Source organism: Bradyrhizobium sp. WYCCWR 13022 (assembly GCF_030435535.1).
Classification (GTDB): Bacteria; Pseudomonadota; Alphaproteobacteria; order Rhizobiales; family Xanthobacteraceae; genus Bradyrhizobium.
The window spans coordinates 50,058-62,327 of the sequence record NZ_JAUIZJ010000012.1; the positions used below are offsets into that span (position 1 = coordinate 50,058).

General features: G+C 57.2%; 10 protein-coding genes and 2 pseudogenes. 4 read left to right on the plus strand and 8 right to left on the minus strand.

What is annotated here, in order from left to right; translation table 11 throughout:
• Window positions 1-384: 384 nt before the first annotated feature.
• From QY049_RS19590 to QY049_RS19605, 4 genes are all read left to right on the plus strand, one after another.
• Window positions 385-1,974, plus strand: coding sequence for a hypothetical protein (locus tag QY049_RS19590; RefSeq protein WP_232995602.1), 1,590 nt, complete (start codon window positions 385-387; stop codon window positions 1,972-1,974).
• An 8-nt stretch (window positions 1,975-1,982) separates the two neighbouring features.
• Complete coding sequence (locus QY049_RS19595) at window positions 1,983-2,654, plus strand: HAD family hydrolase (RefSeq protein ID WP_128929761.1); 672 nt, start codon at window positions 1,983-1,985, stop codon at window positions 2,652-2,654.
• 12 nt (window positions 2,655-2,666) lie between these two features.
• Window positions 2,667-3,572 (plus strand): NAD(P)-dependent oxidoreductase, encoded by a 906-nt coding sequence (locus tag QY049_RS19600; RefSeq protein WP_128929762.1) that lies wholly within the window; start codon window positions 2,667-2,669, stop codon window positions 3,570-3,572.
• 839 nt (window positions 3,573-4,411) lie between these two features.
• A complete protein-coding gene (locus QY049_RS19605) occupies window positions 4,412-4,963 on the plus strand; it encodes a hypothetical protein (RefSeq protein WP_232995603.1) in 552 nt (183 codons plus the stop codon).
• A 7-nt stretch (window positions 4,964-4,970) separates the two neighbouring features.
• On the opposite strand, the gene QY049_RS19610 is transcribed toward QY049_RS19605, so the two are convergent.
• From QY049_RS19610 to QY049_RS19650, 8 genes and pseudogenes are all read right to left on the minus strand, one after another.
• Window positions 4,971-6,746, minus strand: a complete 1,776-nt coding sequence (locus QY049_RS19610) for a phosphoenolpyruvate hydrolase family protein (protein WP_188637435.1) — start codon at window positions 6,744-6,746, stop codon at window positions 4,971-4,973.
• A 34-nt stretch (window positions 6,747-6,780) separates the two neighbouring features.
• The gene (locus tag QY049_RS19615; protein ID WP_206733207.1) at window positions 6,781-7,896 is read right to left on the minus strand and encodes an ABC transporter ATP-binding protein; all 1,116 of its coding nucleotides are present in this window, start codon (window positions 7,894-7,896) and stop codon (window positions 6,781-6,783) included.
• Window positions 7,893-8,135 (minus strand): HAD hydrolase-like protein, encoded by a 243-nt coding sequence (locus tag QY049_RS19620; RefSeq protein ID WP_232995604.1) that lies wholly within the window; start codon window positions 8,133-8,135, stop codon window positions 7,893-7,895. Before QY049_RS19620 ends, QY049_RS19615 begins: the two co-directional genes overlap by 4 nt.
• 297 nt (window positions 8,136-8,432) lie before the next feature.
• A pseudogene (locus QY049_RS39055) lies at window positions 8,433-8,719 on the minus strand (phosphotransferase); the annotation flags it as partial.
• Window positions 8,712-9,344: pseudogene (locus QY049_RS19635) on the minus strand (SDR family NAD(P)-dependent oxidoreductase); the annotation flags it as partial. The pseudogenes QY049_RS19635 and QY049_RS39055, both read right to left, overlap by 8 nt.
• Before the next feature lie 136 nt (window positions 9,345-9,480).
• A complete protein-coding gene (locus QY049_RS19640) occupies window positions 9,481-10,422 on the minus strand; it encodes a ribokinase (RefSeq protein WP_128929766.1) in 942 nt (313 codons plus the stop codon).
• Window positions 10,419-11,183 carry a carbohydrate ABC transporter permease gene (locus tag QY049_RS19645; RefSeq protein WP_245470880.1) on the minus strand — a complete coding sequence of 255 codons (765 nt, stop codon included), beginning with the start codon at window positions 11,181-11,183 and terminating at the stop codon, window positions 10,419-10,421. Before QY049_RS19645 ends, QY049_RS19640 begins: the two co-directional genes overlap by 4 nt.
• Window positions 11,184-11,290: 107 nt before the next feature.
• Window positions 11,291-12,226 (minus strand): carbohydrate ABC transporter permease, encoded by a 936-nt coding sequence (locus QY049_RS19650; RefSeq protein WP_232995606.1) that lies wholly within the window; start codon window positions 12,224-12,226, stop codon window positions 11,291-11,293.
• Window positions 12,227-12,270: the final 44 nt, after the last annotated feature.

Sequence of the window (12,270 nt, forward strand, 5' to 3'; positions counted from 1 at the left end):
GGGCAATACTTCCTTCTGCTGGATGCCAGCAAAGCCCCGCGGCCGGCTTGGCGCGACTCGCATTGGTCATGCTCGCTAATGTGAGGACACTGCCTCGTACCCACGCGCGAGCGTGAGAGTCTCAGACCAACGGTCGGCGCCTGACACTTTTCGGACGAGCTCGTCGCACCTTAGACAGAATGTCGGGATTCGGACACGGAGCTCATCGCGGGTCGCCAAACTGTTTGCGTATCTCGACCTTCGTTGTTGCATCAGCGCGAGCCAGCTCGTCTGAGGAGTGGTACGGCGCTTGCTTAAAGAGAGCAGAGCCACGTCGTCACGCCGTGGTGCATTCGCCAATGATGCGAGCCGGGACATCGGTTCTTCGACAAGAGGGGTAAAGGCATGTCCGGCGTTGCTGCTGCGTTTTTTTGTCCTTCAAGCAATTCGCAGGCGGATGTTTATGATCGACTCGAGCACATGATCCCGAAACTTGCGCTTCGTGGCCAGGCGGCGGTCGGCGTTGCGGCTTTCATGCACAAACAAGGTATTCGATATGGGAGAGCGTTTCAGTCATCGAGCGCTTCAGTGCGCATTGATCCCAACGAACAAGATCGGCGTTTTCGGCCTCATGTTGCAATCGCTCAAGTCCGTAGCCGATGCCGCGAACTCAGTGATGGCGTCGACCTTCAGTCAATTCATAACAATGCAGGCACCAGCCGCCATCTGGCCATTTCTCTGGATGAGGCCTTGGTCAATGCTCGTGAACTCAGGGGAGCCTTTCTTGCCCAGGAGCAACGATCAACCGTCAACACAGATGCTGAGCTCTTGCTCAAGTGTATTGAACGCTGTTGTGAACGACACTACTGGCGCCACGGTCTAGCGGCCAATTACGAAACCGTTTTTCGAGAGATTGACGATCGTATTGACGGCGCTATTAGCGCGCTTTTCCTGGACGGAGACGGAAATCTCATTGCTTACCGCAATCGAAGCGGCTTGCGACCGTTGGAGACCATGCAAACAGATGACGGGTTCTTGCTCTTCGCCTCTGAAAATTGTGCCTTTGCCGCTCTCGAGGGTAAGACGCGGCAGATCTCGCCGGGCCACATAACGTATGTGGACGGAACGACGGGGGGCAGCGTTAGTCGTGCCGTGCACAACGGGCGACATAAAGCCAGGCTCTGCGCGTACGAAGCTCTCTATTTAGGAAGTCCGAATACGTCGGTCGAAGGCCATTCACATTTCGAAACCCGGTACAATATCGGTGCTGCCTTGGGTGGGATTGTTGCGCAGCGACTGCAAGCTGAAGCAGATCCTACCTGCACACTCGTTTCCTCCAAGCCGCGTACAGGTGGTCCGTTCGCCGATGGCCTGTACGCATCTCTCGCGGAATACGGGCTGCTCGCCGAGCGTCGTGAAGTGGTCGCCACGACGTTTCTTCAGCGAACGCTCATCGGCACGACCGACGAGCGAAAGTCCCGCATTTCTCAAAAGTACCGAGTACTGGAAACTGACCTGACTAAAACCAGCGTAGTAATTGTCGACGAAGCACTCATTCGCGGCGATACCAGTCGAGCTGTCACGAGCATGCTCCTTACCGCCGGAGCCAAAGCCGTGCATTGGGCGATCGGTTCGCCGCCTATAGTGGCTCCGAACTACTACGGCATGGGTATCAACACACTCGATGAGCTCGCATTCTGGCAGATTTGGAAACGACTGCCGTCCGAGCAGCGAACGCAAAGCCTTCGCTTTCACAAGATGGAACCCCACGTTTTGAGACTCATCGAAAGCAACATCGCGACATCCATCAACGCAGCCTCGATAACGTATCTGCCCTTCCCACTGCTAGAATCGTTGCTGCCCCTGAGACCGGAGAGCTTCGATCTGTCACCCTTTACATTCGAGATGCCAACTCGGGCGGGACAGGAGCGGGCGGACAGGAATCTGCGCGAATTGGTGGCTGATCTTCCCCGCATGCAATCAGTTCACGCTTGAGGTCATTAATGAAACCCGTTCTCGTCTTTGATTGGAATGGAACGTTGCTCGATGATGCGCACGCACTGCTTCAAACGACTAATGCTATTCTGAACCGCTTTGGTTACGCGCCGATCAATATGGAGACGTTTCGGGAACATTGCGACCTCCCGCTATCTCTTCTTTATCGCAATCTCGGAATGTCGCAGGACGAGGTTGCGGCCGTGGATCGCGATGGCAGCGCTGTCTTTCACAACACCTATGAACCACTTGCGGATCGCGCCGATCTGCGCGAGGGCGCGCGTAGAGTGCTGGAGCTAGCGCACCGAGAAGCAGCTTTGTCCGTCATCGTGAGCAACCATATCGTTGCCCCCCTTCGGTCCCAATTGAGAAGACTTGGAATCCATGACTACATCAACGAAGCTCTCGCCTTTGAAAGCCGCGCCACTCAATACAAATCGATGAGCAAAGGAGAGCGGCTTCGCCTCTACATGCAGAAGTACAGCCTCGACCCGGCGTCGACGTTTATCATCGGCGATATGCCGATCGAAATGGACATCGCACGCAATCTCGCACTCATAAGCATATCGATCACCGGAGGTTTTGTTTCGGACTCGCGCTTGCGGGCGGCAAATCCTGACTATTCGATTAACAACCATCATGAGCTGTTGCCTATCTTACAAAGGCACGGCTTTTTCTAGAGTGCATGAACCATGTTCAGCGAGGCATCATCACCAAACGCAGGTCCTAGCACTGCGAAACAGAGAATAGGTCTTGTCGGCGTCGGGCGAATGGGAACTGGAATGGGTATTAGCCTGATGCGTCATCAAATTGAACTGCATATCAAAGCCAACAAGAATCGTTTCGGTGCGAATCGATTTGCTTCAGCCGGTGCCCGTGAACATCCTTCGATCGCTGAGTTGGCGCAACATGTAAGCGCTGTGGTGTTGTCCCTACCGTCAAGCCGCGAGGTTGAGGCAGTGTGCCTTGGGCAGGATGGGCTTTTTGTCCATATGTCCCGTGGCGGTTTGATAATTGACTGCACGACATCTTATCCTGCTTCGACAGTTACACTGGCGGAGCAGGCTCAAGAACATGGCCTAGGTTTTGTAGATGCCCCAGTAACACGTAGCCCCGAACAAGCTGAGTTCGGCCTTCTCAATGCGATCGTTGGATCGAACGAGACGCTCTTTCCTGTGGCGGAAGGCATTCTTGCTGCATTTTGTGAGACCGTTCTTCATGTCGGAGAAGTCGGACAGGGTCATAAGCTCAAGCTTGTTTACAACAGCATGACTATGGGCATAGCGGCCGTCGCAGCAGAGGTCTGCCAATTCGCAAAGGCTCTTGACATTGATCTTGTAACACTCCGCTCTCTGGTCAGCCGCGGTTCCACTAACAGCGGAATATTCCAAGCCTTCGCTGCCTTTTTGTTGGGCGAAAAACCCGATGTTCTGGCCGTCTCAATTGCCAATTCCGCAAAGGATATTAATTGCGCTGTGCGCCTAGCGGGCGAGAACGTAGTTTCGGTGCCGATCCTAGCTGCGGCTGCGAACAAGTTAAACGCCTCGGTTGCCTCGGGCAAAGGCGAACTGACTCTACCTCATTTGTCTCACTCATAAAGTCTTCGGTCTAATCGAATTTTACTATCTCACTGCCTTTGGAGGTACGGGCGTGTTCCTTCAATGCCGAGAGCGTGGAAGGGTCCCGCCCTTGAGGATTGGCGCGCTCGTTAGCGACACTCGCGCTTCAATGAATGAGATGCCTAGTGTCCTTTAAGAAAAAGCCGCTGTCAGATTTCTCCAACAGCGGCTTAAGTTGAGGGAGGAAGGCAGACGAACCGGTCTGCCAGCGGAGCCGAAGGCTATCGTTAGCAGGCGACAAATCGGATAGTTGGTCGCCCAACGCATCGACATAGGACGCCGGAGACCACCGCGACCAAATTACCGATTGAATTAGATTTTCCTGGTGCCCCCCAGTTCGGAGAGATTCCGGACGAGACGCTGGACCAGGCTGGAGACTTGCGCCGCCACTCTCGCATTCGGAGAGCGAGGGTCGGCACGGGCTTTGGCGCTTGCGCGTGATCCAGACCATTGAAGGTTGCGGTGAAGCGGAACACCTCTTTCCCATCACTGGCGGCCGCGAGATTTCCCCTTAGTGGCCGCGAAAGGATCCAGCGGGTGATTTTTGCTTCAGCTTCAACCAACCACCGACAAGGGTGACGCCGGCTTTCACACGCACGGATTGAAACATTTACAGGCGAGGCTCCATCCGGGACCGACGCTTGGCCGTCCGCCAAATAATGAGACACGAATTTCCTCCCGGAGCATTCTCAACAATAGGAGGTCTAGACCGGGCTGAAGCATTGTATAACATCGGCGATACTTCCGGGTGGGTAAGAATGGGTATAGTCAGCTGCAAGCTTGCCACGCGCTTAACGGCCGCATCTAGAGGCGCGCCCTTGGAAATCTACGCGCCGTCCCTGCGGAGCTTTCCAGCAGACTCGATGCTCGTAATGGCGACTTTACCTGTCGTCGACTGGAATGACTGTCTTTTGCGAGATTTGCGCAGCCTCGACAAGCAAGCGTCCATTCGCGCCTACGCGGCGATGGTCATGATCGATCCCTTTGCCTGTTGGGAGGATTTTGCCGACTTGCTGAAAGAGGCGAGAATCTCCGGCGTCACAAATTTCCCACCTGCATCTATCATTGAGCAGGCTACGGATGGCATGCCAATTAACTCCGGACTGGAGCTCGAACTTCGACGTATGGAATGGTTCGCCAGCCTGGGATTCAAAATCCTGTTTGTTGCTGCCAAGGATTCTGAGATCACGATGGCAGAGACGAGACTTGGAGCGCATCTCGAAGGTATTGTGTATTTGCCCGAAGAGGCTCTTGCGCGTAGGATTTGCGACGAAATGGGGTTGATCAGCCTTGGCCAACAGGCATCGTCGATGCCAAGGTTCTCGTTTTTGCATGCGACTACGTCGCAGCAAACCCGACGCAAGAAATGAGGGTAGGCTATTCTAGGATCCGCAGTTTCTTTATCTTGTTGTAAAGCGTCTTCCTTGAAAGCCCAAGAGATTGTGCGGTCTTGCCACGGTGGAGCCTGTTTCGTTTTAGGCCTTCGATGAACCACTCGCGCTCGGAGAATGCTCCTTTGGGCCGAGCGGGCGACGTCGAGTTCAGAAGCGGCTTGAGGACGTCAGCAGTTATATGCGCGTCTTTCACCATCACCAGTTGATTGACGATCTGGCGCAATTCTCTCAAATTTCCGGGCCAATGGTGGCCCGCTAACGCCAAGAACGCGGACTTCTCTATTGCCAGCGTTTGTGCATTCGAATCCCCCTTGGCTTCGACGGCAAAATGCTGAATGAGCTGTGGAAGGTCCTCCAGACGGTTTGGCAAAGCGGGTTGTTCTATGTCAAGCCCGGCAAAGAAGGCAAGAAGGCGGGGACATAGAACACTTTCCAAGCTTGCTCCGCGGGTCACTGTCGCGGTTGCGATGATCCGGGCGTTTGACCTTACAACGGATACGCCGTTCAGCGGCGTGAAAGTACCCGTCTCGAGATAGTCCGCGAGACGCTCTTGCCCATCTCGCGACAGCTGATCGACATGCGTCAGCAGGAGCGCGGAATCACTTGCGGCTTCGAGGAGCGACAGTTGGCGCCTCCTATTCTCAGCGCTCTCGGCACCGAACAGCGCACCGACCGTGTCGATTGCCGGCCCTCGGCGGCAATGAAACAGCGCGGCCTTCGTGTGTCTCCGATCGCTAAAGGCATGGACGAGGTTCGCTATCCTTCGCTTTCCCGATCCCGCCTCGCCCCACACCAGCACAGAATTGGGATTACTTGCCAAGCGCCTTGCAGTCTCAAGCACGTGCTTCATGATCGAGGACTGCGCGATGACGCCATGCCGGAATCCGCTCAACTGGAGCTGGCGCTCGAGGAGATCGACCTTCTCTCGCAATAAGTGGATGGTCTTAAAGCCCGAGGTTACCTCGAGAACTGACATTTCGAGCGGGATGCGGTCGAGCGACGAACCGCCAATGAAACCCTGCACACCCGTTTCTCGGCAGATGTCCAGGAGTTCGTCAGGCTTCGTGATTGGCCCGCCACCAAGCAGGCAAATTGCGTTCACGTCGACGGATTGAGCGACACGCGCAACAGCGCTCGTTCGCGCGGCAAGCTCCGACAGGCTGATCGACAAGTCGCATCCGCTTTCGACAGCGCGGTTGAGATTGAAGTTGATACAGATGGCTTCAGCTCCAGCTTCAACCATGCGCCTTGCTTCGGACTGGGTGCGAGTATAAGCGATGGTCATTAGGCCGCGTTTTGCGGCTTTGACCAGGAGTTCGATTTCCCGCTCGTAGCCGAGCCCGCAACTTTCAAGCAGTGATCTCCTGTAGTCATCAATGTGGATGACGGACGGGAAATTGGTGACGCCTGAAAAACCCCATCGCATGATGCGGTCGAGAAAGCGGTCGATATCCAGCTGCGGATCGAAGGTACAAGCGCCAAAAAATACCGGCAATTTCGTTGAGGGCAGGATCTCGGTCCGGCCGAAGCCCGCCACGAATTCGTTTGTATTGCGGATTGGAAGAATTGAGGCTGGCGAAGAGCCCCCCATCGCGCGAAATCGGCCGGCGTTAAGGGCGAGAACGAAATCCGCGCCCGCCCGTTCGGCCGCTCGCGCGGTCATGCCCGATCCTATTCCAGCCCCAAGCATAAAGGAGCGGGAGTTGCGGAAGAACCGCCTGATGCCGCCGCCCTTTGCCTGGTCTGTCCGCGTGTGCATGACTTGCCCGCCTCCTGCACGGCGGTTGCGAAAACTAGCTCCAATTTGCGGGCGCGTGCAACCGGCGCAGCGCCTTTCCGTTCGTCACGAACAGGTGGCAGTCCGCCGGCGACGCCGCAAGACGAACCTTGCCAGACCTCTTCTGTGACTCCGGCTTTGGCGCCTTTGCGACCACCGATTCCTTGCCAGCGTTTCCGTAGATGTAGGTGACGCTGCCAAGATGCTCGACGAAATCGACGTCGAGTTCGATCGCGATCTCTTTCCTCTCCGCCGCAGATGGAGAGAAGTCATCGGGGCGAATTCCGAGTGTGATCGGCTTGCCGACGAGCAATTGATCCGGCTGCACGGGGACGGAGACTGTCGCCCCGGCGTCGAGCCTGACGTCCATGCCCGCCTCGTGCGCCGCCTCGATGTGGCCGCCCAGGAAATTCATCTTGGGTGAGCCGATGAATCCGGCCACAAACCGGGATGCCGGATTGTGATAGAGATCATGCGGGCTTCCCACCTGCTCGATGTTGCCGTCCTTGAGTACGACGATCTTGTCGGCCATTGTCATGGCTTCCACCTGGTCGTGTGTCACGTAGATCATGGTATTCCCAAGCTGCTTGTGGAGCTTGGCAATCTGAACCCGCATCTGCACCCGCAATTCGGTATCAAGGTTCGACAGGGGTTCGTCGAATAGGAACACCTTGGGTTCGCGAACAATTGCGCGGCCAATCGCAACGCGCTGACGCTGGCCGCCCGAGAGTTGTCGGGGTTTTCGGTCCAGAAGATGATCGATCTGTAGCAGCGACGCAGTCTCGGCGACCCTGGTCTCGATCCCGGTCTTCGCAACCTTTGCCATTCGCAGAGGAAAGGCAAGGTTCTCGCGCACAGTCATGTGCGGATAGAGCGCGTAGCTCTGAAACACCATCCCGAGGTTTCGATCCGCCGCATCGACATCATTGACGAGCTCGTTGTCAATCAGAAGCCGGCCGCCGCTGATTCGTTCTAGTCCTCCAATCATTCGCAACAGCGTCGACTTGCCCGATCCCGAAGGTCCGACGAACACGACGAACTCGCCGTGATCGATGGTGAGATCAATGTTCCGCAGGATCTGGATTGTCCCATAGGCCTTGTTGACGCCTTCCAAACGAACATCGGCCATCACGAACTCCTCTGTCGAATCCGTTCGACCAGCGCCGCCGGGACCTCAATCTCTGCCAGGCTGGAGACGATAAAATCAGGTGGCACCAGGGATGGGTCTTCGCGGGGCGGCACGCCGGTCGTGACCAGCACCGTCGGTAGCTTCGCTCGCTTTCCGGCCTGGATATCCGTCTGGATCTGGTCGCCAATCATCAATGTGGCGTTGCGCGCCGTCCCGAGACGGGAAAGTGCCGTCTCGATCATGTGCGGCTCAGGTTTCCCGACAATCAAGGGCTTCACGCCTGTGGCAGCAGCTACAGCTGTGATCGTTGCTCCTGCTCCAGGTTCGAAACCGCCTGCGGTCGGCAGGAGGAGATCGGGGTTGGTGCCGACGAATGCGGCACCGTTCAGGATCGCTTCGACCGCAATCCGCAGCTTCTCATGCGTTATCTAGCGATCGAGGCCCATGACCACGGCATCGGGTTCGCGATCGGTCACATCGAGCCCCGCTTCGGTGATGGCCTTCACCAGCGATGGCGCGCCCACGACGAATACGCGCGTTGCATCCTTGTATGTCGCGCGAATGAGCTCGGCGGCAGTGATGGCGCTCGTGACAACGTCTTTCGGCGTGACGACAAGCCCGAAACTCGCAAGTTTGCGGAGACATCTTCGGGGGTATGGGTGGAATTGTTAGTCACGAAGCAGAACGGCAATCCTGCCGTCTGCCAAGCTCCAAATGTCTGGATAGCATCTGGTATCGCCGCGTTGCCGCGATAAACCACGCCATCGAGATCCGAAATGATACCTTTGACTTGCGGCCAGTTATGGGCCGGGGCGGTATTAGCCATTCATCAGCATCCCGCCGTTCACGTGAAGAATCTGCCCGGTCATATATGAGGCCGCGGGGCTTGCGAGAAAGACAGCAAGACCCGCGATATTCTCCGGTAGACCCACGCGTCCCAGCGGGATCCGGCCACTATGGCGGGCTTCGGTCTCCTCCCGGGGACGCCCGTGCATGGGCGTGTCGATAATGCCAGGGGCGATTGCGTTGACATTGATCTTGAGCGGCGCGCATTCGTAGGCGAGCAGCTTGGTGAGATCGTGGACGATCGCCTTGGACAAGCAGTAGTCGGCGCCGCCAGCCTGATAGTTGAAGACTGCACCTTGCGAGGACAGCGAGGAGCCGACGTTGACGATACGGCCACCTTTCGCCTTCATGAACCGGTCGACCACCAGTTTGGAGGAGCGCAGGACAGCGACTGAGTTGATCTGGATCGTGCGCTCGATCTTTTCCGAATTGCCGTTCAGGAGCGGCTCGGCAGACTTGATGCCGGCGTTATTCACCAGCACATCGAGCCGGCCGAAACGTCTGGCAATCTCATCTAGCACCCTTGCGACATCGTCCTCCCGCGCGACATCCATCGCCATTGGCAGTACGCCGTTGCCATGGGGCAGGCCAGCCAAGGTCTCCCTGAGGTTTGCGAGATTAGCATCGGTGGCAAGGACATTCGCCCCTCCCGCCCGGAATGCATTGAAACAATGGCCGACCCGATGCCTCCACCGGCTCCGGTTACGAGCACCGTTCTATCCGAAACTGAGAACTGTTCAGTCATTCCAACTCCAGGATCGTTTGTGATTGCAGAAATTCGCCAACCGCCTCGCGGCTCGGCATCGAGCTTTGAGCACCGCGGCGCGTCACGCACAGGGCTGCCACCGCGAGCGCCCTTCGTACGGCTTCCCTCAAGGGCAGGCTCTCAGCCAATGAAGCGGCGAAGGCGCCATTGAAAGCATCCCCTGCGGCCGTGGTATCCACGACCTTCACCGGGAAGGCGCGCAGAGAAAAAGATTGCTTCTTGTCGGCATAGTAAGCGCCCTGCGCGCCCAAGGTGATTAGGGCGGCAGCTGGACCGAGATCGAGAAGCTTTAAGGCCGCGCCCGCGGCTGTGTGGAAGTCGAGGACTTCGATCCCTGTGAGCTCAAAGGCTTCCGTCTGGTTCGGCGTGACGAAGTCAACGCTTGCCCACGCGGCCGGTGAAAGCCCGGGCCTGACCGGCGCCGGCTTGAAGATGAGTTCAAAACCCTTGTCCGCCTTCATCTCGAAGAGCCGATTAAGGGCCGAGATCGGCATCCCCATTTCCGCAACAACGATTGCATCGCGCGCGATGAACTCGGCCGCGCGCTCGATCATCTCGGGTGTCACGTTCAAATTCGTGCCAGGGTCTATGACGATCATGTTCGAGCCGTCGTCGCCGACCATGACCAGGGCTGAACCGGAGACCTCGCCCGCAGAGATCTGAATGGCATCTGCGCGAACGCCGGCCTGCATCAGGGACTGCAACAGCCAGTGGCCGGCATCGTCATCGCCGAGACGCGTGTAGAAATGTGGCTTGAGGCCAAGCCGGGCGGCAGCAACGGCCTGATTGGCGCCCTTGCCTCCGGGGTAACGGGTCAAGCCGCCCATCAGGCTTTCACCTGGAGTCGGCAGTCGCTCGACGTTGAAGCAGAGATCGAGATTCGTCGTTCCGAAGAACATCAATGGCCGGGTGTTCATTTTACGGCACCGAAGGTGAGGCCGCGTTCGAGGTGACGCTGGCCAATGACGATCAGGATGACGGGAATGATCATCGTCACGACGAGCCCGGCCGCCATGACGGGATAGAACTGCACGCCCGGATTGAGAAGCTTGAGCAGAGCGACCGTCACCGGCGCCTTGGTCGAGCTCAGCATTAGACCGAGGGCAAAATTGTGCCAGGCGAGCAGGAAGATGAGCAATGAGGCTCCGATCAGTCCTGGCTTCAACAGTGGCAGCACGATGTGCAGCACGACGCGAACGGGTTTGGCGCCGTCCATGGCAGCCGCCTCCTCGATGTCCTTGGGGATGTCCTCGATGTAGGAGCGGCTCAGCCAGACGATCATCGGCAGTGTGACCACCTGGTAGACCCAGATCATGCCGAGATAGGTGTCATATAGCCCGATGGTCTGGAATACGCTGAAGAGCGGGATGACGACCAGGAGAACCGGGGCAAAGCGGAATCCAAGAATGAAGAACGCAATGTCCTCTTTGAGAGGTATGTCGCGCCGCGCCAGCACGTAGCCGGCCGGCACGCCCACGAGCAGAGACACGATGACCGAGCCCAGCGCTATGACGACGCTGTTGGTGATCGGCGTCAAGAAATCGACTTTGATGGTGCCATAGCTGGTCGCCCCCGCCTGGGCGACATCAAACAGCACGCGAAAATTCTCCAGGGTCGGCGAGAACAGAAAGGTCGGTGGCCAGGTCATGACTTCGGCCTGCTGCTTCAGCGACATCATCAATATCCAGATAAGCGGAAAAGCTAGGATAAATGCGCAAACGCCCACGAGCAGGTTGAGGATCAGATTGGCGGGAGTCGAACGATTGACGCGCATGCGCGGCCTCTTCAGCTGACGCGCTGGCGAACAAAGCGCCAGAGCTTGACCATGGCGAACGTCCCGACTAGCACGATCAGCCAATTGACCACCATCAGTGCGGCGCCACGCCCAAAAGCGAGATTCTGGAACGCGGTGATGTAGGCACGTACCGAAAGAACCGAAGTGCTGTTGCCGGGCCCGCCTTGGGTTGTCCCGAAGATGATGTCGAACTGGTTGAGAGACTCGATCAGCCGAAACACCGCCGCGATCAGAATGTAGGGAGCAATCAGAGGCTGCTCGATGTGCAGAAAGGTCGCCAAGCCCTTCGCACCGTTAACGCGCGCGGCTTCTCTCACCTCTTCATTGATGCCCTGAAGGCCGGCGAAGATGATGAGTGCGAAGAAGGGCGTGTAGGTCCATACGTCGATCAGGACCAGGGAGAACATTGCGGTCACGGGATCTGAGATCCAGGCAAATCGGCCGATCCCGACAAGCGACAACAGATAATTCATGATCCCGTTTTGTGGGTCCATCATGGTCGTCCACATGAGCGCTACGCTCATCGGGGGTAGGACGAGGGGCAGGAGAATGACCGGCCGCATCACGCGGGCCAGGAAGACTTCGGTCGCGAACAGCTTGGCAAGCGCGAGACCGAAGGCTGCCTCGGCAAGGACGGCGGATCCAGAGTAGACCAGCGTCGCGCGAATGCTATTCCAGAAATCCTCTGTCTTAATCAGCGCCGCGTAATTGTTGAGGCCGATGAAGTGGACCAAGGGGCGACCGAACCTGAGGTCAGTCAACGACTGATAGACGCCGTAGAAGAACAGAAGCAGAAATCCTACAAGTATGACGATGGCTGGCGCAATTGCTGCAATGCTCCACCAGTCAAGACGCGGCTCCTCAGCGCTCTTGATCCGCCGATCCTGTGAGGAGGCAAGTTGGCTGGCCGAAGACTGCAGCGTCACGATTGCGTCGTATCCTCGAAGTTCCATATGACTACATCTCTAAT

Excerpts from the sequence above, each read along its gene's own strand:
- QY049_RS19620 (WP_232995604.1), bottom strand. The coding sequence starts at position 8,135 with ATGATCGAGACGGCACTTTCCCGTCTCGGGACGGCGCGCAACGCCACA.
- QY049_RS19645 (WP_245470880.1), bottom strand. The coding sequence starts at position 11,183 with ATGATGTCGCTGAAGCAGCAGGCCGAAGTCATGACCTGGCCACCGACC.
- QY049_RS19590 (WP_232995602.1), top strand. The coding sequence starts at position 385 with ATGTCCGGCGTTGCTGCTGCGTTTTTTTGTCCTTCAAGCAATTCGCAG.
- QY049_RS19595 (WP_128929761.1), top strand. The coding sequence starts at position 1,983 with ATGAAACCCGTTCTCGTCTTTGATTGGAATGGAACGTTGCTCGATGAT.
- QY049_RS19600 (WP_128929762.1), top strand. The coding sequence starts at position 2,667 with ATGTTCAGCGAGGCATCATCACCAAACGCAGGTCCTAGCACTGCGAAA.
- QY049_RS19610 (WP_188637435.1), bottom strand. The coding sequence starts at position 6,746 with ATGCACACGCGGACAGACCAGGCAAAGGGCGGCGGCATCAGGCGGTTC.
- QY049_RS19640 (WP_128929766.1), bottom strand. The coding sequence starts at position 10,422 with ATGAACACCCGGCCATTGATGTTCTTCGGAACGACGAATCTCGATCTC.